This is a genomic window from Flavobacterium sp. ASW18X (assembly GCF_005144745.1).
GTDB lineage: Bacteria > Bacteroidota > Bacteroidia > Flavobacteriales > Flavobacteriaceae > Croceivirga.
Genome location: NZ_SWKK01000004.1, coordinates 275,747 through 299,663, shown reverse-complemented (window position 1 = coordinate 299,663; position 23,917 = coordinate 275,747). Strand labels below are relative to the sequence as shown.

Genomic DNA, 23,917 nt, shown 5'->3' with positions numbered 1-23,917 from the left:
CGAAATGAAATATTCCGATTTAGGTGTTGTAGTATTAGCAGCTGGAGAAGGGAGCCGTATGGGTGCCATAAAACAGCTATTGCCTTGGAAAAATGGCAATTTACTCACGCATTGTTTGGAAGTTGTGGGTAAACTTACCAACGCTGTTGTAGTAGTTTTAGGAGCTTATGCTAGTGAAATCCAAACTTCTTTACATCAGTTAGAGCACTACGATGTAGTAGAAAACGATGATTGGGCTACAGGCATGGGGTCTTCTATAGCTGCCGGAGTACAAGAGCTAACTAAAAAGAGGTCAATAGAAAAAATACTAATCGTTTTAGTAGACCAACCCTTAATAAGTTATACTTACCTAGAACAGCTAGTATCTAAACATGAAGACAAAAAGTCTATTGTAGTAAGCAATTACAAGGGCACGCCAGGTGTTCCTGCTGTATTTGGAAAGGCCTATTTTAAAGATTTACGAGATTTAAATGGTAAAAAGGGAGCTAAAAATCTACTGCTGCAATACAAAAAACAATTGGAATATTTGCCAGAAAATAAATTCACGATTGACTTAGATACCCCAGAAATGTACCAACATTACTATAACTTATTTGGACGCTAACTATTTGGGCATAAAACGGCTATGGTCAGACGGTTCAAAATATTTTGCTGCTAAAGGAGTCTTAGTTAGCTGTGCCGCCGCTACTGCATTTTGATTGGGTTGATAAGAACTAGCGATAGTAACCTTACTCTTTTTGGCCGTTCACTGTTTTGGAGCAGCTCCTACTGCCGCTTTGAAAACAAAACGTTCTTTTTAGGTTTCATCACATAAGATGCAATGATGATTTTTAGAACCAGTAGGGTAGTAGTAAAGGCATTATCAATTGAATAACCATCAAATGAAATGGTTCCTAAAATTTACATCTCTAATAAGAATAGGGAAGTTAAAATTCCTCTTCCTGACCAAATAAGCATATATAAAAATTTGCACCCTAAATGGTATTAGAGCGTTGGTTAATTTCTGGGTAAAGCCAATTTTACTTCACCTTACTTTTATTTTTCTTTGGATGCTCTAACTCTTGAAAAATACCACATGAAATCTGTTTGCGTACCAGTGAACTTTTCTTGTTCTTGGCCTTAGCAGCAATTTGTGCGTTTAAATACTTCATATCCCCATAACGTATTTATTTACTGTCCATTGTACACTTTTAAAAGTTTACTTTGGTTTGGCGTATCAATTGTTTTTCCATGTGTTCTAGTAAATGCATCCAATTCATTTTAGCTATTAGTATGGCTGTTGGCAAATTGTCTTCCTCTAAAGCCCTGATAATACCTTCATTTTGGTTGTCGGTTGTTTCAAACATTTCAGCATCGGTCAATAACATACGCTCATAAAACAGTATTCTAGCTTGCAAATCAGTTATAAGCTGTTTTAAAATTTGGTTACTGCAGGCTTTAATTAACAGTTGATGGAATTGCATTCTACGTTGTATACGAACCCCATTGGTATGGCTTTGTTGCAACAACACTTGTTCCTCTTTAAGTTTCTGAATAAGCTTTGCCGTATATACCGATTGTTCCATAGCCATCAACTCTAAATCTGCCATGGCACTGTATAAATCCCTTATTTCTTGTAAGCTCAGCTTTGGAACAATGAATCCTCTATTGGGTATAGACGCTAAAATCCGTGCTTGCTCTAATTGACTTAATGCCTCCCGGACGGGAGTAACGCTGACTCCTAGACTACGCGCAGTTTTAGCTAAATTTATTGTTTGCCCTACCTGCAAATCCCCTTGTAAAATGAGTTTTAGTAAATGTCTTTTTACTTTATTCCGAATCATACTCCATTTAAATATCGTATACGATTAAAATTAAGCATTCTTTTTAAGGAATAATCACTTTAAATTGCAGTATAAAAAGTTAGCTTTGATGATTCCTTCAGCAGTACCCTATGGAACAGAACAATACTACTAAAAACAGCACTATCTTAATTGTTTTGGCTTTTTTTGCCATTTATGTTATCTGGGGTTCTACATACTTATTAAATAAAATTGCTGTGGCGGAGTTACCGCCCTTTATGCTAGCAAGTATGCGCTTTGTTACGGCCGGATTACTCATTTTTGGCATAGCCAAACTCATGGGGATTTCTTTAAAAATTAGCATAAAACAATTACGCAATACTGTAATTGCTGGCTTTCTATTTCTAAGTTTTGGTAATGGTGTTGTGGTGTGGGCCTTACGTTTTGTAGATAGTGGCTTTGCGGCACTTATAATATCTGTGCAACCACTGATAATCCTGTTATTAATGTGGTTATTACAAGGCAAAAAAATACAACCCATGTCTATCATTGGTGTTGTATTAGGAATGATTGGTATATACCTTTTGGTAGGGCAGAAAGAAATTGTACAGGGAGAAAATGCTTTGCTAGGTATTGCTATGATATTTGCTTGTTTAGTGGCATGGGCGTATTGCAGTCTTTTTGTAGGTAAAGCAGATTTACCTAAAAATTACTTTGTAAATACGGGTTACCAAATGTTTAATGGAGGAATTATTCTAGCCTTGATGAGTCTTTCTTTTGGTGAAGAATGGTCTAGCCCATTGGTTTGGACCACCAAAACCCAAATTTGTATGTTGTTGCTAGTCCTTTTTGGTAGTATTGTGGCCTTTACCTCGTTCAATTATTTATTAAAGACGGTTTCGCCAGAAAAAGTTTCTACATCTACTTATATCAATCCTATCGTAGCGCTTTTCTTAGGATGGTTCTTTTTGGACGAAAACGTAACCACACGTTCCCTAGTAGCTGCAATAGTTTTACTTACGGGTGTTTACTTTATCAATAGTAAAAAGAAAATGGTATTATTTGCACGTTTTAGAAGAAAACAAGGAACGGTAGAACCATAGTAAACCATAACTTAAATTAGGGTTAAACGTATTGCTTTAATAACTGACATTAATTAATTTAACGTCAAATATTTAACTTATGAATCGCCTTGGTCTGCACCTACCATTTATCTGCCTACTACTCAGCGCTTGCGGCCCTGCCAAGTTATCTGAGACCGAATGGCATAATTTAAAGCTATTGCCAGAAACACTAACGGAAAAAAGCTTGGTTTTTACGGCCAACAGTGCCAACCCCATGGCCAGTATGGGAATACAATCTATTGCAAATGCGGGACTTTTACCTTTGGGTAGTACTGCTACACGTATAAACCTTAATACCAATATGTATTTTCTAAGGTTGAATAAAGATTCGGTTACTGCTGCATTACCGTATTATGGGGAGCGTCAATTTGGAAATACGTATAATAGCACCGACTTAGGTATAGAATTCAATACAAAACCCGAGAATTTTACCATCACACTAAACGCAAAGAAAAAGGCACAGCAAATACAATTTGATGTACGTACGAAAGAAGGTGAACAGTTAAGAGTTTTTGGAATGGTTTACGGAAAGAGGCAAGCTTCGTTTCAAATCAACAGTAATTATAGAAATACCATTGGGTATCAAGGCAATTATACTTTAAAAGAAAAACCAAAACGCCCATAAAGCATTCTGGTTCTCATAGCTATGGCATTTGTAGCATTGCCATTTCTTCTGGTTTAAAAATTCTAGATTTAGTTACAAATCGGAGTCCCAGCGGTATTTCTAAAGAAAAACTAGACCCTCTTCCTGTGACAACATCTAGGGTTAATTGGGTATGTTTCCAATATTCAAATTGGTCTTTACTCATGTAAAACTCGCAATTGCCAACTTCACCTAGTAAAATGTCGGTTTCGTTCAGCATCAATTCGCCTTTAGGAAAACACATGGGGGATGAGCCATCGCAACACCCACCACTTTGGTGAAACATTAATTCTCCATGGGTTTCTCTTAGCGAATCAATTACCTTTAAAGCACTGTCCGTTACAAGTACACGCGCTATCATTTTAAAAGAATCCTAAGGCATTTTTGTCATGAGAAACTAACATATTTTTAGTTTGTCTGTAATGGTCCAGCATCATTTTATGCGTTTCTCTACCAATTCCAGATTTTTTATAACCTCCAAAAGGAGCATGGGCAGGGTAGAGGTGGTAGCAATTTACCCACACACGGCCTGCTTGTACTTGTCTAGAAATTTGGTATGCTTGGTGAGTATCTCTAGTCCATACCCCCGCACCTAAACCATATAAGGTGTCGTTAGCAATTTCTAAGGCTTCCGCTTCATCTTTAAACGTAGTAACACAGGCAACGGGCCCAAAAATTTCTTCCTGGAATACACGCATTTTGTTATTTCCTTTTAAAAGTGTTGGTTGTATGTAATATCCACCTTCTAAACCTTCGTTATAAGCAGCACCACCACCCGTTAATACCTCGCAACCTTCATCTTTACCTATATCTATGTAGTTTAGAATTTTTTCGTATTGATCATTACTGGCCTGCGCTCCCATCATTGTTGTTGGGTCTAACGGGTGTCCTAATTTAATCGCCTTTACCCGTTCCACTACACGAGCTATAAACTGGTCATAAATACTTTCTTGAACCAAGATTCTAGACGGGCAAGTACACACTTCGCCCTGATTTAACGCAAACATAGCAGCGCCTTCTAAACACTTATCAAAAAAAGCATCATCTGCATCCATGATGCTTTCAAAGAAAATATTGGGCGATTTACCCCCTAATTCTAAGGTTACTGGTATGATGTTTTTAGAAGCATACTGCATTATTAGTTGCCCCGTAGTGGTTTCTCCGGTAAATGCTATTTTATTAATACGTGGACTAGAAGCTAAAGGTTTGCCCGCTTCAATACCAAAACCGTTTACTACATTAAGCACTCCAGCAGGTAAAATACCATCTATTAACTCCATTAAAATCATGATGCCTACAGGTGTTTGCTCTGCAGGTTTTAACACCACACAATTACCTGCCGCAAGGGCAGGAGCCACCTTCCAAGCCGCCATTAATAGTGGAAAATTCCAAGGAATTATCTGCCCAACAACGCCCAGTGGCTCTTTAACATTCATGGAAATTGTAGTGGCATCCAATTCGCTCATAGTACCTTCTTCTGCACGGATTACGCCAGCAAAATACCTAAAATGGTCAACGGCTAACGGTAAATCTGCCGCAAGCGTTTCTCTTACCGCTTTACCGTTATCCCAGGTCTCTGCGCGTGCTAGTGCTTCTAAATTTTGCTCCATAACATCGGCAATTTTTAGCAATAGATTACTACGTTCACCCGCAGAAGAGGTATTCCATTTGGGAGCTGCTGCCCATGCGGCATCTAAGGCTAAATCTATATCTTCTGCAGTGGAACGGGCCACCTTTGTAAAACTAGCACCGTCTACGGGAGATATATTATCAAAATACTGTCCCTTTACGGGTGGAGTCCATTTGCCACCAATATAATTATCATATTGGGACTTAAATCGTGGTTTTTTAAGCACATCTTGTGTGGTTGTTTTTACATCGCTCATAGTTTGTCAATTTATATCAGTTATTGCTATAATTAGCTGTGGTCCAAATTAGTACGGAATGCCCCTAGATGTGTGAACATTTCTACAGACTAGCTGTACATATCTATATTTGTTTACCGAATTAATAATTATTTGATATATTTTTAAGAATATTACACAACAGCCCTTATTAACTTGCTGATATAATAATTGAACCATGTTGCATCTATCACCTAACCACTATAAAAATCGGAAAATAGGAACCCTTGTAGAAAACCAAACGAGTTATGCTTTAGACCATGTTATCATGCATGTGTATGAAACACATAAAGTAGCCGAAAAGGTAGCACTCCAGTTCAATGCTCCCGTTTTGGCCAGCATGTTTCAGGGCAAGAAGATTATGCACCTACGAGACAAACAATCGTTCGACTTTTTACCGGGCGAATCCTTGATTCTACCGGCTAACGAATTGATGTGTATTGATTTTCCTATAGCACGTTTAGACAACCCCACACAATGTTTGGCTATGGAAATTGCAGAAGAACGTATTTTAAAAGTGGTACAACGCATGAATGAGCAAATGACCCGTAGTGATGGGAGAGAGTGGCAGCTCATGGATTATAATTTTCACTTTACTAATGATGCCAGTATTTACCAAATACTACAGCGTTTGGTATATTTATTTACAGAAAACCACCCTTCTAAAGAACTTTTTGTAGACAATATGGTACAGGAATTAATTGTCCGCATTTTACAAGCTAATTCTAGAAAGGCTTATGCTGCAGACAGTTCTTATATAATGAGCAATACACAACTTGGGCATGTTGTACAATACATAAAAGATAATTTGGATAGTACAATTACAAATGATGAACTAGCAGAAAAAGCGTGCATGAGCATTTCTAACTTTTACAGGGTCTTTAAAAATGAAATTGGCCTTAGTCCGGTTGAATTTATCAATAAAGAACGCATAGCGAAAGCGGTACGCTTATTACAAAATCCCGATTTTAACCTAACGGAAATCTATATGGCATGCGGATTTAGTAACCGTTCTTATTTTAACCGTGTGTTCAAAAAGAGTAAAAAACTTAGTCCAAAAGCATATAGAGCACGCTTTACCAATCTATAATCAGAGTTGCTGCTTAGCGTTCGACTTTGTGAATTTCAACATGCATTTCATCGATGAAAGCAGGCTACTAAACGAGTGAGCACTGCTATTTATTCCTAGGTTTACCGTTTATCTACCATAAATATCGATGTATAACATATGTTGTAGCTTAATTTGGAAAAAGGGTAGGGGTATTCTAATTTTAATAGTGAGAACACTATATGAAAATGAGCATGAAGAACACTTTATTTATGCTTGGCATTGCCTTTTGTGGCATGGGTAGTTTATGCGCCCAAGAAACCGCGAAAGATGCCATGGAACAGCGAAAAATAGAGGAAGCCAAAACCCCGGTAGCCCACAAATTTGATAGCTCGCTTTTTGAGAATCAAACCTCTTTAAGCGAACAAAAAGAAGCCAATAAGGCGAAAAAAGAACAGCTTATTGCCTTTATCAGCGCACAAGAAAGTTTGAAAGAGCGAGATAAAGAACGTCTTATTGATGATGTGGTGAATAATCCATTTTCTGCTAAGTTGCGTCGTTTTGTTGCAGAACACAAAGCACTATTACTTAGTTCTGAACAACAAATTATTGCTGGTTTAGAGCAGTAAACGCATCTAGAGATTTAAAGAAAGTAAAATTACGAAGTACAGCGCTTAAAGTACTACTTAAAAAGTACAAGCGCTGTAATCTTTCGCAATGCTGAACTTGTTTCAGCATCTCATTTATTTGAAGTTACAAGTGCTCTAAAACATCTTTACGTCGTCATTTCGCTAATGAGTAGCCAAGCTACGACTGAGAAATCTTTTTTAGAGTGAACAGTACAAAGCACTATTAAATTCTGCATCATGCTGAACTTGTTTCAGTATCTCATCTATAAAGAAAAACCCTAGAATCCATATCTTTAAGAACTCTAGGGTTATTGCCGACTGTACAGCAATTGCACTTTTTGATTGATGACATTTAAAAGTAACTATAAATTAGCACTTTAGCTGTTAACAATGCCCTTTTTTAACGAACTTTTAAAAGCTTGGGAACACTAAATCCATTCCGATACAGAACCATTAATAGGATATTACCTTTTGGGTTTATCTGGTTTTTTACGGGAAGCGTATTTATGCTGAGCGATTATTTTGCCACTGGAAATAAGGCCCTAGAACGGGGCGCTATTACCTTAAACATAGAAACCTTTGCTTTTGCCAGTAGCGCCGTATTTATTGTGGGGTTGGTGGTTGGATATTTAGAAACTGTTGTGGTAGACCCCAGACTAAGAAATAAGAGTTTTATTGCTACTATTGTTTGGAAATTCTTGATTTACAACGTTTTTTTTGTGATGATGATGGCTGTGTTGTATCCTATTGCGGCGGCATTAGAAATGAATGTAAGCTTATGGGATATACAGGTAAAACAACGATTTGCAGAATTTTGGCAAAGTAACGCGTTGTATGGTACAAGTATACAGTTGGTGTTTAGCTTGTTAGTAACGGTTCTGTACGCGGAAATAAGGGATAATCTTGGCGCTGCGGTACTTTATAACTTTTTTACGGGTAAATACCATAAACCCATTACAGAAGAGCGCATTTTTATGTTTGTAGATATGAAAGCGTCTACCACCATAGCAGAACAATTGGGACATGTTAGGTATTTTACCTTTTTACAACGGTATTACAATGATATGGCAGATGCTATAATTGCACATTGGGGTGAGGTATACCAATATATTGGGGACGAAGTAGTAATTAGTTGGCCAGTTAAAAAGGGAATCCGTAATACCGATTGTATTGCTTGTTTTTATAGCCTGCAGCGAGCCATACAAAAACAGGCTTCAAAATACAAAGAACAATTTGATGTAGTACCGCAGTTTAAAGCAGGTATGCATATGGGTAAAGTAACCACGGGCGAATTAGGTGCACTGAAAAAGGAATTGGTATTTACAGGAGATGTGGTCAATACCACAGCGCGCATACAAAGTTTGTGTAATGAAATGAAAACCGAATTGCTCATATCTGACCAATTGAAGCAAGCGCTACAACCCAACCATAAATATAAGTTTGATGTAAAAGGAACCATAGCACTTAGAGGGAAAGAAGAAACTATTAAATTATACGCTGTAGAAGAACAAAACAAGGAATAGGGCTATTCCTAAAAACTTCTATTTTACATAATATAAATTATAGTACAAATGCTTATATGGGTAAAACTGCGCCAATACCACCGTATTTGATATAATTGTAGATATGACTGCCTTTAGGCTCATATCGTCAACAATTATGTCACAGCAGTTTTACAAGTAAGGTTATTTCCTTGCCGCATTCGTAAGCTATAATTCTATTATGTCAAATATCGCGGAGAAATCCACAAGCCTTAAAACTTTCGTTTGCGCTATACAAGAAACCTTTTTAAGCGGTGTGCTGCGCACGGGCAAAGATTTGTATCTATAATTTGCCGTTATGTCAAATTGCCGCTACCAACCGCTCGATTGTTTTAAAAAAGCAAAATGCTGAGCATTTTCTTTTTAACTCAATTATCCATCGCTTGCCAACGCCAAAAAAGCAAAGCTTTCTTAATTCCTTTCAAATTTTAGTTTTTTATGAAGCTCTTTAGAATTAAATTTTCACGAGTTTTTAGTCAAGTTTACGCAAAAGCTAAAATTTTCTCCTTGAGCAAAATTCTTAGCACTTGCTCACATACTCCCCTAATTTAGCCTTCTTTTGAGAGCACCTATAACATTATGTCAAATAGCATTGAAACCTCTAGTGGTTCTTTCTATTCTTTTTTCTTGATAAAAAAGAAACAAAAAATCAAGAAGAAAATATGCTTCCGCGCTCCCTTTGTGTCTTGTGGCTACGCCACGGGTGTTTCACACCCCAACACAAAGCCGAGGGCAATCGCTCTTTGTGCTAGCCACAAATTCACTCCCAGGCCGGCCCGCATTTTCTTCTTACCTCACTTTATAATTCATTGATTTCTTTTTCAATCAACTTGAATCTATCTTTTATGTCTTCACCCATATAAAAATCAAGCAAATCCTTTTTGCTAAGAATACCGTCATTTAAAAACTTTGTCAAATACTGTTGATTGAATTTCAGTATTAGAATACTCTTTTCCAATTGCTTTAGAATCGCTTTATTGTTTTCAATGTTGCTTTCTACTAAGTCCTTAATTTTTTTTACCTCATTGATATCTTTAATAATTCTGTTTATTAAAATCATTAAAATACCCTTGTCCAGTTCAATCTTTTTTGCGTTGATGGCTATGTCCCTTGCAAGCATATACGCTGTCGCTAAATTGGTATAATCTCCTCTTTGTGAATCAATAATTGCTATGAATCCAATTGATTCAATAAAACCTACATTTTCAACTGCCCTAAGAATACTATTATCCACTAAAGAGATATCAAAAACGATAATACTCACCTTCGAGTTTCTATTTGCGTCCGACTCTATTAATTGACTCCAAGCAGTATCCGTTTTACGCGTGAATATATCTTTCTTATCAATTTCACCTAGTCTTATGCTTTTATCAAATTTGCATTCGATTGAAACTTTCAAGTTAGCATCTCCATTTATCTTACAAATTATATCACCTGTTTTATTTCTTGGAAGAATGCCGGTTTCATTACCGGTTAGTAAGGCGATATCTTTCATTTTTTTCTCCTTGAAGTACTCATTCAGATACTCTGCTATGTCATCCTCAGCTAGAGATCCTTTTATTGTTGTTTTGTAGAACAGTTCCTTTTTCATATCGAAAATCAATTTCAGACTTTCGAGTTCAGTTCCAAGTTCATTGCTTGTTTTGGAAAGAAAGGCTGAAATCCTATCTTCCATTAGAGCTAAAACGCCAATGTATAAGGCCCTAAATAGTTTGTCCTCTCTCTCATTGGAAGGTAAGTTGTTGAAGTAATTGAAAACTATTTCGTTGCCTATCTCAAATTGTTCTACCTCTACTCTATTAAGCTTTTGGTCTAACTTTATTTTACTCATTACCTATTTCGATTAATTCCTCGTAATGTTTTTTATCTAGCTTTTTGATGATTTTTAAAACATCTTTTGCAATATTGTCACTTTCACTTAAAATATTATCAATTGAATTGTCAAAAGCTTCTATGTGATCACTGTGCGAGTATTTATTTATGAAACGATATACCTTTTCTCTCATAATTAAATCGGATTTATTGGGAAGAGCATGATTAAATAGTTGAGCAAAGTCATTTCTTTTTCTCGGAAACTTAAAATTTAAGAATATTTCAAGCAATTTTCTTGACATATTTGCTACTGAGAAACACTCTTCAATTGATAGCTTAGGCTTAGAAATAAAACCTTTCAACCTTAAGAACAAATAATGATACTCTGTGCTATAATCCAATAGTGCGTTATCTGCATTTTGAATAATAGATTCTCTTAAATTGCCAGAATAACTGCTTGTTATATTGAAAACTGCATATTTTTTTTCTACATATTTACTTCCATCCGTTTTGGTTCTCCATTTCTTTTTTCCCAACATCCAATCTCTTACTAGCCTATAGAAAGTAAAATTATGTGTTAGGACAAAGAGTTGTTTGGTATCATTACATATGTTTTTAATGAAAGAATAGGAATTAAATAAATGATTTGAATCGAAACTTGAAATTGGGTCGTCAATTATTACAATAGTCTCTTTCAATTCATCCTCGTTTTCTAATAATTTTGTCAAAAAGTAAATAAAGGAAATAGCTGTTTTTTCACCTTCACTTAAATTATTTCCCCTTTCTTTTTTCCTTCCAATTTTTCTAATGATTTCGTATCCTTTTTTGGATTCATTGTATTTTATGCTTAAGTCGCTATGATTTAAGAACCTGTGTAATTTGTTATTGAACTCCTCTGCCCCTAATATCTCATCACTTAAAGATGCATCCAGAATCTCAATTTTTTTTTCTAGAAGTGATATTTTCTTTTCTAATGGTATTATTTTTTTTTCTTCACTCTTTTTTTCACGGAGCTTACTGAAATATTTGAATTTTTTTACTTCGCTCTGCGCAATTGACATCTCAAGTTTTTTCTTAGCAGACTTAACATAGTTTTCAAAATCATCTGATGTTGTATTGTGAGCTTGAATGATTTTTGTAATTGAATTTAATACAGAATTAAAGCCTTCCACTAGCTTATTATCAATGCTAACTTCCTGAAAATTCGTTAAAAAGGGATTGTCTAATTTTTCACCTAGTAAGCCATTAACCTTTGAGAAAGATTTTATCAACTCTTTAATTAGTCTCTGTAAATTTGAGATTTGCTTATTGTAGTCACTTTTTAAGAATTGAAATAACTCAAAATCGCCAGGTAATGAATTACTAATTTTATCCTGATATTCCTCCACTTTAGTGATTAACACTTTTACTTCTTCTTTAAGTAATTTAAAGTCAGTATTAAAATGAGCATTTAATTCATCAATTCTGGTTTGTTCGATTGTATTTTTACAAAACTTACATTTTTTGGAGTTCCTATGGATTTCTATACCCTCTTCCACCCAAGAACCGACCTTGGGATTGTTTTTAAGACTTGTAATTCCAGCAAATGCAATACTTTTCTTTAAGATAGAGTTGATTTCATCTTCTAGTTTTTTTATTTGTTCGATTTGGAGTTGTTTTGACTCATCATAATTAACCTTATCAAGCTCTTCTAACCTAGCAGTCATTTTTAGCCCATTAATCTCCTTAGATTTCGCAATAAGTTTGACTTTTTTAATTTGATTCTCGTTGTTGTCAATAATTCGTTTGAGTTTTCTTTTATCGTAATTCAAATAATAATTGTCATCTGTGCTTAGGACCTCAAACTGAGTTTTTACTTCTTTAGCTCCAACTGTAAGGAAGTTATCACAATCATTTTGAATCTTAAATACTTTATTTTCAATAATGTTTTTTGATATCTCTAAAGTCCTATGTTCTTCCTTTAATTCTAGAAGCTTTTTTTTCTCCTCTACCTTCTCTTTTGAAATATAAAGTAGTCTCTTAGTTATGTTATCCCAATCAATATTTTCCCTTACAAATCGATTGTTGAAAACAGATAATTTAAGTCCAGTTTCAATCTTAGAAACATTTTTGTTGTCAACTTGGACACCATTGTTTAGTAAAATCTTGAAGGAGCAGTTTTGGAAGTCTGCGTCTATCTTTTTAGTATTTACACAATCAAATAATTTTGCAAAAGTGGATTTTCCAGAGCCATTCCACCCATAGAATAAATTATATTTTTTAAATTCTTGTAATTCAGTTGTTTCGACAAAATTTCTAAAGATTCCAAACTCCTTAAGTGAATTAAGTTTTTTAATCATAAAGCACAGATGATTTCAACCATTGCACTATCGTCAGGGTTATATCCACTTCGTTCTTCTTCGAAAGTATCATTAAGAACGGAGAGGTTTTCGACTTTAGCTAAATTGTAGAGTTTCCAACCTAATTTACCAGAACTACTATAGCCATCAATTTGATATGCCCTCAAAGCTAAGTTACCAGCTGTAGTAATTCCAAAACAATGAGGTTCTACCACTCTTAGTTCCCCTTCATATTCGAATTCAATGATGTTTTGAGAGCCTATAGCATCGCATATTTGATTTTCCATATTTCTATATTTTAATTATTGTTGAGTAATTTATTAATAGCATTATATGAGGAACTAATCAACCTCAAAAGAGTTATTCTCGACCTTTAATTATCCTAATTTTTAGATTATTTTACCTTGGGCTGAAGAAACTTAGGTTCCAATCCAATCCCGAAGCCAAACCAAGGTTTTCCATTGAAGTCCCATGCCCTTCCAATACTGCTTGTAGCAATATCCACCCCAATTGGAATTAGAGTAAAGCTTATTCCATTGTAGATATAATTCAAGGTCAGACCTCCAGAAATAAAAAACTGATTACTTTCCTCTCCATCTTCTAAATCCGTTTCATTTTCGTTTGACTCATCAAACTTGATGGTTTCAACCGATGGAGAAATAAGTAATCCCCAACTCGCCCTTTTTGTGGATTTTTTACCGTTAAAGAAGTATTTTTCGCGTTGTAGGTAACCTAAATCAAAATTCAACCCAACATTGTTTAACCCCGAAGTCGACCTTCCCAAAATATCATCATTTACCTTAGGTCTTATCTTAAAAGGTACAGTTATCAATGAAATCGAATTCAATGGGTTATAAGTTCTCCCGTTGTTTTTGAGATTGACGAAAACATTATTTGAAGTTTTAACTTTGAATGAATTCCTCGAATCAATTAATCCATCACAATCCTCCCAAATAACTCTTAGTTTGTATAATTTATCTGTTCCAAAACCTTCCTTGTTCAAAATAACATCAAGTTCTTTAGTATGTCCCAGTTCCGGACCTTTTCCAATTATTGTGAATGCCCCAACTTCAGCTGTTACAGTATACACATAATCAAAAAATGCTCTGTTGGGTTGCTTATCTTTTTTGTTTAAGTTTTCACTTTTGAAATAGTTACAAGATTTTGTGTCACCCAAGTCAATTGCTACACTTTTTGCTTCCTTTTCTGATTTTTCTTGACAAAAAGCCAATATTGGGAGGCAAATAATAATTGTTACTACTTTTTTCATTCTTATCGATTTTAATATGAAGAAATTATACTATAAATCAATTTTAAAATATACCCTCTAATAGGTATTTTCTGGGGGAGAAAGCAGAAGAAAGTAAGTCAATGGTTTGGAGTACTTCAATATAGAAATTGATTGTTAAAATCCATTGCACAAAAACCTTAGACTTTCTGGGGTTTTAATGCCATTTCATACACTTTTACCTACGCAACTTTGTCGCTACGGCAAAACAGTATTACATTTTCTTACAAATAGGCTTTTTAGAAGAAAAATTTAAAGGAGAAATCTAGTTATATAGTCTTTGCTTTACCTAAGCAAAGTGAACATAACACGATACATTATAGTACACGTGGCAATCTAGAAAATCTAGTAAAATTTTAAGATTGACAGCGAGATTTGTGCGGCTCCCTTGACTAGTACTTAGTTTAATGAAAAACATGAGCTATAGTTATTCACCACACTTGCTTATTGTTTATCAATAGAGTATTGTAATGCTTCACACCTCCATTTTATCTGACATAGAGATAATGTTTTACATTCTATATCACAATTCACTTTCTTTCCCGCAAAACCAGTAGCTTGGTCATTTTTCTTAATTGCACTATAAATTATTTCATAAACTGCTTTATTTCAACTCTATAGCAAAATTCACCACTCCGTTAATTCCTCAGATTTCACAATCTCTACTTAAAATGTTTAACTATTAATTATATTTATTAAACATAATACGTATCTTCATTCAAAATTTAATTGAACTGGGAGTTCCTACTAGGAATTCCACTGGAATTAAAACGCTATGAAAGAAAAAGATTTAGTTTTAGAAGAATTGGTAAACGGTACACGTTTGCTAGACACCCACAGTCACGAAGAAATTGGAGATGACCATCTGTATACTGGTGTAGCTACACCCATGAAACCAGATGCTTTTCTGTTGAGTAATGCAGAAAAAAAGCAGCAAATTGCGCATTTATTTGCCCAAATTATGGATGTTATGGGCTTAGACCTTACAGATGACAGCCTCCAAGGTACACCAAACCGCGTAGCCAAAATGTATATAGACGAGATATTCTCTGGTTTAGACCCTGCCAATAAACCTAAGGTGGCCCTGTTTGACAATAAATACCAGTACAACCAAATGTTGGTAGAAAAAGACATTACTTTTTACTCTAACTGTGAGCACCACTTTGTGCCTATTATTGGTAAAGCGCATGTGGCCTACATTTCTTCTGGTAAGGTGATTGGCCTCTCTAAATTAAACCGTTTGGTACAGTATTTTGCTAAACGTCCACAGGTGCAAGAGCGTTTAACCAACCAAATAGGTTTAGAATTGCAAGAAATTTTAGGAACGGAAGATGTTGCTGTTATAATAGATGCCAAACATTTATGTGTGTCTTCTAGAGGTATTAAGGATGATACGTCTGCAACGGTAACTTCGTTTTACGGTGGGCAATTTAAACAAGCAGAAAAAGTACAGGAACTCTACAACTATATTACTAACTAGTTGTAAACTTCCTGCAAATCTTTTTAATACTCAATTAATGCTACTCCTTGCGCAATTGTGCTGCCGTTTTAAAAGCCTTTTGCGCAAGTTCTTTTTGGTTCAGTTTTTCGTAGGCCTTACCTAAGTTTTCCCAAACCGTAACATCCTCCGGGTACGACTCTGACAGCAATTGGTATATTAATAAAACGCCTTGGTGCTGCCCTTGGAACGCTAGGTTTTCTACTGCCTGCATAAAATGCGCATCAAACGGAATGTGCTCGTATAAGGGATTGCTCATAATTTGTGCAGCATCGGTACGCAATTGATCAATTTTATTTTCTATAAATAATTGTGTTAAATGTGCCATGGGGTCTGCCATGAATCCGTCCATATCCTGAGTTAGAATAAATGCTAAAACGGGGTCTTGATTGGTTTGGTACTCCTCAAAAGTGGGCTCAATAGCTACAATAGGGACCGTGGCATCTGCATTTTCCCACTGCGGCATGTCTTGCCACCAGGCAAAAGATAGATAACAATTTAGTTTTGAATTGGGTAGGGTTACCTTTTTAGTATCGCCATAGAAGTTTTTATTCTCTGCTGTGGGCTCCCCTATTATGATAGCATTGGTGTAGTTTTCTATTTCGTTTGTTAAGTTTTGGCAGGCAGAAAATGTTTGTCTTCCCGTAATGTAAAAGAATTTGCCGGTTTTATTTAAATCTGGCCTCGCAAGTATGGCTTGTATTAAACCTTTATTGTTGTAATTATTGCCACCACCGTTTAGACGAACATCGTATACAAATTTTTCTATTTCGTGTTCATCCGCGAAGGCGAACAGTCTATTGTAGAAGTCTTTGATGGTTTCCGTTTCATGATTAAAAACAGAGCTTTGGCGTACGTAAAGCGTTTTGGAATCCTCTAAATATTCAAAATTAAAATAGGTGTCGTTCAATTTTTTAAGGTACAAAGGTGTTTCTGTAGTATCTCTGGCACTTATCCAATTCTGGTTTGGTATGGTTAACAAATAATCCGTAGAGCGGTCTTTATAGGCTATGTGTGGCAACGAATATGTAAACTGCTGACCTTCCTTTTCAAAAGTCATGGTTACAGCATCCGCATAGGTGTCTATTACGTTTTGTGCATGCAACACAGCTGGTATAGTCAAAAATCGTAATCCATATGCTTTAAAATAGCTATCGTTTTCTGCAGGTACTACTGGGTAAATATGTTCTAAAGCTTCCGCCACTGGGTACTCCCCTATTTTTATCAGTTTAGCACCGAGTATTTTCTGGTGCTCTTTAGTTGTACCTTCCACAAACACACCATCTTTAAAATGGTATAGGTTTAACGGCAGTATTCCTGCTTTACCTAACGTACTAAAGGGGATTTGAGTATGTCCATACTTAAATAAAGAAATAATTCTAGAGAAGCCTACTTTAATTTCATGCGGCTCCATATTTGGAATTTCTTGATGCAATTGGTCAACTGCCCTATCCCAATTTTCTTGTGTTACTTTTTTAAATAAGAATGGAAAATTGGTGTGTACTTGGTATTGTAAGTAGCTTAAATCTTCTTGCCATTGCGTAGCTGATACGCTGGTTTCCATTTGGGCCTGTCCTTGGGCGATTATCAGAAGAAATAATAAAAGGATTGTTTTTTTCATGATGACGGTGTTGTGTGTTAGTTGGTTGCAAAGATGCATTTAGGAAGTAACTAAAACCTAATCGTCTTTACTCAACTGTAGATTTAATAAGATGGATTGTAACCTTAAACCTTGGAAGTGATTGTTTAAATCTTTGGTGCTTTATTTTTGTTAACGATTATATTAGAGATATATCGAAAATAATTGATGAATATCCAGTTGATTTTGAGTTCAATAGTGTGGTAATCTCAATAATTAGAGGAGTACACAATTGCACAAAATCTTACATAACAGCCGTAACGATGCGGTTTGATAATAATTTGTATCTTTATACGACCACAACTTGCGTACCTTTCCCAACAAATTTATAGATATCCGAAAATAATTTGTTTTATTTGTAGGTTAAGTATTACAAAATATATTCTTAAAGCTGCATAATGTCTAAAAACGCCCCTATTGTTTTTGTCCTGATACTGCTATGGAGTGGGTATTGCATAGCGCAGTCTGCTAAAGATTCCCTTGCCTTTTACCCCATTGCTAAGGACGTTTTTCAAGCTTCGTCTACCCAAATTTTACAAGATAGTAAAGGGTATATGTGGATGGGAACTACCAATGGTATATACCGTTATGATGGTAGTGATATTAGACTCTTTGCGGGGAGTACTGACGGCAAAATTGGCCTAACGGATGGTTACATTAAGTGTTTTATAGAAAATGAGGACCAAAACCTTATTATAGGAACGTTGTACGGAGTAAGTATTTACGATAGAGCCTTAGATGTAGTAAAACCCTATCCTTTCAAAGAAGAATCCCAATTTTTACAGTCTAAATACATTAATGCACTATATCAAAAGGACGAATCTTTATGGATAGGCACCTTTAGAAATGGCTTATTTAAGCATAATACGGTAAGTGGTGAAACCATAAAAATATCGCTTTCTAATCTAAAAGATTCAGAAGAAGATGATACTATATTTGGTATACACGAGTATCAAAATAGCGGTAACTACTTTGTAGTCACTGCAGGGACTGTATTTTTTGTTACAAAAAACAAGGGGAGTCAAGTCTTTAAAACTAATGAATTTATTCAAGAATCTTTTTTAACGCCCGATGGCAATACCTTAGTATTAGGTACCAGAACAGGCAAATTAATATTACTAGATTTAACCAAGGACAAAAATTTATCAGCTAAAGAGGTGATGGTTACTCCTAACCACACCATACTTTCTCTTGCCACAGACCACCACGGTAATATTTGGTGTGGCAGTGAAAATGCAGGGATTGCTATTTATAATCCAAAAACGGAAACCGTAAAAGTTTATAAAAATGATATAACTATACCCCAATCCCCTATCGGCAATTCTATTTGGAGTCTATACCAAAGTAAAGACAATGTAATGTGGTTGGGATTGTTTAAAAATGGTCTAAGTATTTATGACCCCAATTATCACAAATTCGAACACGTAAAGGTGAACCCCTTTAGGCCAGATAAGCTTAATAATAATATAATACATTGCTTTTATGAAGACGATGCCAATAATCTTTATATCGGCACTGATGGTGGTGGATTGAATTATTGGAATAGGGAAACAGATACGTTTACCCATTATAGTTTAGATAACAATACGCTACACACCAATGTGGTACTTTCTTTATTACCAGATGGGGATGGTAACCTGTATGTTGGGTCTTGGGCTCATGGATTGGGTATATTAAACCTAAAAACAAAGAATTATGAGGTTTTGACTACGGAAAATTCGTTCCTAGAAGCCAACCACATATTTGCCATGGCTAAAGATGCTAAAGGCCGAATTTGGATTCCTACCTTTTTGGGTGGGCTACATTGGTATAATCCTACTACAAAGGCAAATGGTACCATACCACTAACCACTGAAAAAGGGACGGGATTGGCAACAAGTGTCTCCAGAATATTAATCGCTAATGATGGCGCTATATGGGTAGGCACACAAAATACAGGACTTTATAAAATTATAGAAACTACTACAGGCAGTTGGGATGTAAAACAATATCATAAGGACGGAAATAATGACCTTACAAACGATTTTGTGACGTCTATATATCAAGATAATGATGATGTAATTTGGGTGGGTACAGAATCTGGATTAAATAGATACGATGAGATAACAGATAAATTTCAATTTATTACTAAAAAAGAAGGTTTAATAGACGATGCTATTAAAGCTATAGTACAAGATAAAAACGGATATCATTGGTTAAGTACGGGGCACGGATTAATACAGTACAATGATGCTACAAAAGAAACCCTCCATTACAATCGGTCCGATGGTTTACAAGGTAATGAATTTAATAGAAGTTCCGCCTTCTACACCAAAGACCATACGTTGTTATTTGGAGGTAGTAATGGCTTTAATATTTTTAATCCAGAAGAAGTTAAAAAAGACAGTGAGCAACCCCAAATAGTGCTTAAAAATCTAAGAATATTTAATAAAGAGGTACTCCCTTATGATGATTCTGGAATTTTAGATAAACAAATAACGGAATGCAATTCCGTTACCTTATCACATAAACATTCAGTCTTCAGTGTGGATTTTAATGCGTTAGAATACGGTCATCCAGAACGTATTAATTATGCTTATTATTTAGAAGGGTTTGAAAAGCAATGGAATTATGTAGGTACTAATAACAGAGCTACGTATACCAACTTAAATCACGGAGAATATATACTCCGGATAAAAGCGACGAATACAGACGGAATTTGGGGTACGGATGAAGCGAAATTATACATTACCATTACTCCACCTTTTTGGAAAACTTGGTGGTTTAAAATGATAACCATTTTATCAATTGCATTGCTGATATACTTGGTCCATTTTTTACGTTTAGCCCGATTAAAAAAGTATCAAGAAGAACTAGAAGTACAAATTGCAGACCGCACAAGCGAATTACAATTAGAAAAGAAAAAACTTAGTGTGGCTGCTAAAGAATTAAGCGAGAAAAACGCTGAAATTCAAAAATTTGCTTTTGCCATATCGCATGACTTAAAGAGTCCAACCGGAAGTATACAAGCGCTTACTAATTTAATCGCAACAGAGATAGACCCTGAAAAACAGCCAGAACTGCAAGAGTATGTTAACATGATACACATGTCTTGCCATACTATGAACGATTTAATCACGGATATTACTAAAATTGCCAAATTAGGTAAGATAGAAAACCATATGCAACCGCTAGATATGAATAAGGTATTAGATTTAGCGCATAATACGGTAAAAGGAAAGCTAAATAACTCCAATATTAAAGTAAAAATTGCAGACAATATGCCCGTAATTAAGGGTGATAAAAACAGAATTTTACAGGTATTCAGCAACTTATTGGATAACGCCATAAAGTATATGGGTAACGAAACCCATCCAGAGATTACGGTAGATTTTTTGGTACAAAACAATACTATAAAATTCTTTGTAACCGATAATGGCCTAGGAATGGACCAAAATGCGTTAGAAAAGTTATTTGCTCCTTTTATGCGTTTTCATTCTGGTGTAAAGGGCACAGGTTTAGGCTTGTATATGGTAAAGCAAATTGTAGAATCTCATGAGGGCACTATAAAAGCCTCATCTGAAGGTTTTGGTTTTGGCACTACTTTTACCGTTGTTTTTCCATATTATAAAGAACTCAATACAAATCCGTTTTATCACTCAGAAACTTCTCTTGTTTCTTAAAAAACAACCTATAATATACTCATTAGCAACACTATAATTTAGGTATTAAAATAATGTGAATATCTCTTTGTTCAAAAGTTCTTTCAGTGGCCTAAGTGAGTTTTATCTTTGCCACCCCAAAAACAAAAGATATGAGCGCCACCTGGTACGAGTGTAAAGTAAAATACAGAAAGTTAGACGAAGCTACAGGCACACAAAAGGTTAAAACAGAGCCTTTTTTAGTAGATGCAATTTCTTATACAGAAGCGGAAAGTAGAATTACAGAAGAGATGCAAGCCTATTTAAGTGATAGTGAGGAGATAAAAATCACTAATATTAAAGTAGCTAATTACGCAGAAATACACCCTTTTGAGAATACAGACCGTTGGTTTAAAAGTCGTGTGAGTCTTATTGCTTATGATGAAGAAAGTGGCAAGGAGCGTAAAACCAATATGTACTTATTAGTACAAGCCAATGACGTTAAAGAAGCTTATGATAATACCATTGAGGTGATGAAAGGTACTATGGGAGATTATACCATTCCTGCTATAGCAGAATCGCCCATCGTAGACGTTTTTCCTTATTTTTCTGGCGATGAAAATGAGGTAGAACGCATAGAAAAATTTAATGCGGCTAAAAACTCGGTTCCCTTAAGTTCCGAAATGGATGAGACTTTAGAGCTAGCAGATGTGCTTGCAGTAGCAGCATCAGAAGAAGAAGAATAAAAATCATTTAAATACTTGGAAACCGTCAATTTTTGCATTGGCGGTTTTTTTAAACCAATATTTTTGCGAACCGTATGTGGATGTATCTAGGCTTATTAGCAGCATTGTTTTTAGGATTACACAACCTTTGCAAAAAACATGCTGTACGTAATAATGAAGTGTACGGAGTGCTATTAGGCACTATTACGGCTGGCTTTTTAGTGCTTTTGCCTATTTTTTTAGGTTCTCTATGGACACCAGAAACCATGCAAAACTTGCAATTAATGGTCAACCCTGTTCCAGCAAAGGTTCATGGTTATATTTTAATAAAGTCTATGATAATGGCTTCTTCATGGGTTTTGGCTTACCAAGCGCTAAAACATTTGCCCATTACCATAGTTACTCCCATACGCTCGGCTGGGCCATTTTTTACATTTTTAGGTGCCATTCTTATCTACCAAGAAAGGCCTAATGCTTTTCAATGGATTGGTTTCTTTTTAATTATACTTTCTGTTTTTCTGTACTCACAAATAGGCAAAAAAGAAGGTATTATATTTAAAAGTAATAAATGGATTTATGCCATTATTGCTGCTACCTTTCTAGGGGCATCTAGTGGTTTGTATGATAAATTTTTAATACAATCATTAACATTAAATCCGCCAACGCTACAATTTTGGTTTTGCTTCTATACTATGCTTTTGGTTGGACTTATAGTCCTTATTAAATATAAGAATACCAGCAGTAGTAACTTGTCGTTCAACTGGCGATGGAGCATCCCAGCTGTAGGTGTATTACTGCAGTTTGCCGACTATTTTTACTTTAAAGCGCTACAAGACCCAGAAGCATTAATTATGCTTTTATCTGCCATAAAAAGGAGTCAGCTTTTAATTGCAGTATTACTCGGTGGTGTTTTGTTTAAAGAAAAAAACAAACGTAAAAAACTAGTTCCTTTATGTGGAGTATTACTTGGCGTGTTCCTTATTCTGTATAGTTAAAATATTAAAAAACCCATCTGTTTAGATGGGTTTTTAATCTTTAGAAAGTAGTATTTACTTTTTTATGTTCACTACACCTATAGGTTGTAATAATATTTCTCGTTCTGCAATATGAATGCCCATATCACCATCGGCCTCTCTTGTAACGGCGGTATTAACACCTTCCGTTCCTTTTGGTAAATCATAAGATTCTCCTACACTAGCAGCTCCATAGCCTAAATCTTTCATGGAACCAGCTGTAATTCTGCTTAATGGGTTTTCTCCCAAATTTAAGTAGCCCGTCATTAACTCGTTATTCAATACAGATTCTCTCCAATGGCCATAAGCGGTACCAGGACCACCAGTGTTTTCTATAGGTAGTTCGTATGCTCCACCTTCTGCATTCCAGAATACGTTAGCTTTTTTACCTGCAAAAAACGGTTCCTCTGCAGACCCTTGTAATAAAGTACGTCCACCAGCATTCCATAAAGTGCCAACACCTAAAACGTGACCCATTTCATGCACAATAACCTCTTCAAACAAATCTATCTGGTCTAAAAAGTCTAAATCATCAATATCAAAAAACATAACACCAGAAAGTGTAAGATAATCGCTAGTACGCACAAAACGTGGACCAGCTTGTCCTAAAATCTGTCCAGGTCCATCTATTGGGGCTAATACTACTTCTATGATGACGTCGTCTACAGTTTCATTATCCAATACAGGAGGTACACCTTGAAAAGCAGAAGGTAATGTTCCAGTAAAAGAAGGCACATCTTTTATAATAATGCGCTCCCATCTTTCTGCAGCTGCTTCAAATACAGCTTGTTGCCTTTCAGAAGGTGGAATTAAATATTTTAATGTGATATTAAATCTACCTCTATCTGGTCCTGCAGCAGAAGTTGTTTTCTCTATTGCACCAGCATCCGTTGTTCCTTCTACCACAATTAATTCACTTGGGTCTGGGGCTAAGGTAAAACTTAATTGTTGGCTTTCTAATACCGTTTCTTCTACCTCCGCTGTAGTTTCTTCTGTACAAGAAGACAACAAAAAGAGACCCGATAAAACACCCAAAGTCATGGTTTTCCAAGCCATTGTTACGGCAGAAAAACGATTTTTAAGCAAGTTTTTTTTCATCATTTAATTAGTCATTAAGAGTTATTCAATGGAATTGCGTAGGAATACTACAATTCGTTCTCGTTTCGCTAAATATATGATTTTTTTACAATTAATTAACACTTTTGTATTACTAAACGCGTTCGTCATTTTCTAAAAAGCTTAAGGAGTTAAACTTAGTTGTATTTGTATTAATTGCACTACCCTATTGCTCCTAATTTTATAGGGTAAAACTT

General features: G+C 35.4%; 20 protein-coding genes. 10 read left to right on the top strand and 10 right to left on the bottom strand.

The features are described from left to right. Window positions 1-4 precede the first annotated feature (4 nt). Complete coding sequence (locus FBT53_RS04100; RefSeq protein WP_136949892.1) at window positions 5-604, top strand: NTP transferase domain-containing protein; 600 nt, start codon at window positions 5-7, stop codon at window positions 602-604. Window positions 605-1,019: 415 nt separating this feature from the next. Here FBT53_RS04100 and FBT53_RS16350 read toward each other — a convergent pair whose 3' ends face one another. Further along, a complete protein-coding gene (locus tag FBT53_RS16350; RefSeq protein ID WP_255578204.1) occupies window positions 1,020-1,151 on the bottom strand; it encodes a hypothetical protein in 132 nt (43 codons plus the stop codon). 39 nt (window positions 1,152-1,190) lie between these two features. Beyond that, window positions 1,191-1,823, bottom strand: coding sequence for a GntR family transcriptional regulator (locus FBT53_RS04095; RefSeq protein WP_136949891.1), 633 nt, complete (start codon window positions 1,821-1,823; stop codon window positions 1,191-1,193). 110 nt (window positions 1,824-1,933) lie between these two features. Here FBT53_RS04095 and FBT53_RS04090 point away from each other — a divergent pair, with 110 nt between their 5' ends. Next, window positions 1,934-2,884 carry an EamA family transporter gene (locus FBT53_RS04090; RefSeq protein WP_136949890.1) on the top strand — a complete coding sequence of 317 codons (951 nt, stop codon included), beginning with the start codon at window positions 1,934-1,936 and terminating at the stop codon, window positions 2,882-2,884. 79 nt (window positions 2,885-2,963) lie between these two features. Beyond that, on the top strand, window positions 2,964-3,530 hold the full coding sequence (locus tag FBT53_RS04085; protein WP_136949889.1) for a DUF4251 domain-containing protein: 567 nt from the start codon (window positions 2,964-2,966) through the stop codon (window positions 3,528-3,530). Window positions 3,531-3,549: 19 nt separating this feature from the next. On the opposite strand, the gene FBT53_RS04080 is transcribed toward FBT53_RS04085, so the two are convergent. Then, on the bottom strand, window positions 3,550-3,909 hold the full coding sequence (locus FBT53_RS04080; RefSeq protein ID WP_136949888.1) for a DUF779 domain-containing protein: 360 nt from the start codon (window positions 3,907-3,909) through the stop codon (window positions 3,550-3,552). Between the two features lies 1 nt (window position 3,910). Next, on the bottom strand, window positions 3,911-5,434 hold the full coding sequence (locus tag FBT53_RS04075; RefSeq protein ID WP_136949887.1) for an aldehyde dehydrogenase family protein: 1,524 nt from the start codon (window positions 5,432-5,434) through the stop codon (window positions 3,911-3,913). 196 nt (window positions 5,435-5,630) lie between these two features. On the opposite strand from FBT53_RS04075, the gene FBT53_RS04070 reads away from it, so the two are divergent. The 3 genes from FBT53_RS04070 (at window position 5,631) to FBT53_RS04060 (ending at window position 8,652) form a co-directional block, all read left to right on the top strand. Further along, window positions 5,631-6,542 (top strand): AraC family transcriptional regulator, encoded by a 912-nt coding sequence (locus FBT53_RS04070; protein WP_136949886.1) that lies wholly within the window; start codon window positions 5,631-5,633, stop codon window positions 6,540-6,542. A 212-nt stretch (window positions 6,543-6,754) separates the two neighbouring features. After that, on the top strand, window positions 6,755-7,129 hold the full coding sequence (locus tag FBT53_RS04065) for a hypothetical protein (protein ID WP_136949885.1): 375 nt from the start codon (window positions 6,755-6,757) through the stop codon (window positions 7,127-7,129). Between the two features lie 419 nt (window positions 7,130-7,548). Next, window positions 7,549-8,652 carry an adenylate/guanylate cyclase domain-containing protein gene (locus FBT53_RS04060; protein ID WP_136949884.1) on the top strand — a complete coding sequence of 368 codons (1,104 nt, stop codon included), beginning with the start codon at window positions 7,549-7,551 and terminating at the stop codon, window positions 8,650-8,652. Window positions 8,653-9,469: 817 nt separating this feature from the next. On the opposite strand, the gene FBT53_RS04055 is transcribed toward FBT53_RS04060, so the two are convergent. The 4 genes from FBT53_RS04055 to FBT53_RS04040 form a co-directional block, all read right to left on the bottom strand. Next, on the bottom strand, window positions 9,470-10,501 hold the full coding sequence (locus tag FBT53_RS04055; RefSeq protein WP_136949883.1) for a hypothetical protein: 1,032 nt from the start codon (window positions 10,499-10,501) through the stop codon (window positions 9,470-9,472). Continuing rightward, on the bottom strand, window positions 10,494-12,821 hold the full coding sequence (locus FBT53_RS04050) for an AAA family ATPase (protein WP_136949882.1): 2,328 nt from the start codon (window positions 12,819-12,821) through the stop codon (window positions 10,494-10,496). Before FBT53_RS04050 ends, FBT53_RS04055 begins: the two co-directional genes overlap by 8 nt. Next, on the bottom strand, window positions 12,818-13,108 hold the full coding sequence (locus FBT53_RS04045; RefSeq protein ID WP_136949881.1) for a WYL domain-containing protein: 291 nt from the start codon (window positions 13,106-13,108) through the stop codon (window positions 12,818-12,820). The genes FBT53_RS04050 and FBT53_RS04045 overlap by 4 nt, the downstream gene beginning before the upstream one ends. A gap of 107 nt (window positions 13,109-13,215) precedes the next feature. Beyond that, window positions 13,216-14,091, bottom strand: coding sequence for a hypothetical protein (locus FBT53_RS04040; protein WP_136949880.1), 876 nt, complete (start codon window positions 14,089-14,091; stop codon window positions 13,216-13,218). A 793-nt stretch (window positions 14,092-14,884) separates the two neighbouring features. On the opposite strand from FBT53_RS04040, the gene folE reads away from it, so the two are divergent. Continuing rightward, entirely contained in the window at window positions 14,885-15,589 is a 705-nt protein-coding gene (folE, locus tag FBT53_RS04035; protein ID WP_136949879.1) for a GTP cyclohydrolase I FolE, read from the top strand. Between the two features lie 40 nt (window positions 15,590-15,629). On the opposite strand, the gene FBT53_RS04030 is transcribed toward folE, so the two are convergent. Next, window positions 15,630-17,228, bottom strand: coding sequence for a hypothetical protein (locus tag FBT53_RS04030; protein WP_136949878.1), 1,599 nt, complete (start codon window positions 17,226-17,228; stop codon window positions 15,630-15,632). A 416-nt stretch (window positions 17,229-17,644) separates the two neighbouring features. On the opposite strand from FBT53_RS04030, the gene FBT53_RS04025 reads away from it, so the two are divergent. The 3 genes from FBT53_RS04025 (at window position 17,645) to FBT53_RS04015 (ending at window position 22,586) form a co-directional block, all read left to right on the top strand. Continuing rightward, complete coding sequence (locus FBT53_RS04025; protein ID WP_136949877.1) at window positions 17,645-20,908, top strand: sensor histidine kinase; 3,264 nt, start codon at window positions 17,645-17,647, stop codon at window positions 20,906-20,908. 131 nt (window positions 20,909-21,039) lie between these two features. Then, window positions 21,040-21,612: a DUF4494 domain-containing protein gene (locus FBT53_RS04020; protein WP_136949876.1), complete on the top strand. Its 573-nt coding sequence runs from the start codon at window positions 21,040-21,042 to the stop codon at window positions 21,610-21,612. A 74-nt stretch (window positions 21,613-21,686) separates the two neighbouring features. Next, complete coding sequence (locus FBT53_RS04015) at window positions 21,687-22,586, top strand: EamA family transporter (protein ID WP_136949875.1); 900 nt, start codon at window positions 21,687-21,689, stop codon at window positions 22,584-22,586. Window positions 22,587-22,640: 54 nt separating this feature from the next. On the opposite strand, the gene FBT53_RS04010 is transcribed toward FBT53_RS04015, so the two are convergent. Further along, window positions 22,641-23,705, bottom strand: a complete 1,065-nt coding sequence (locus FBT53_RS04010) for a leishmanolysin-related zinc metalloendopeptidase (RefSeq protein WP_136949874.1) — start codon at window positions 23,703-23,705, stop codon at window positions 22,641-22,643. Window positions 23,706-23,917: the final 212 nt, after the last annotated feature.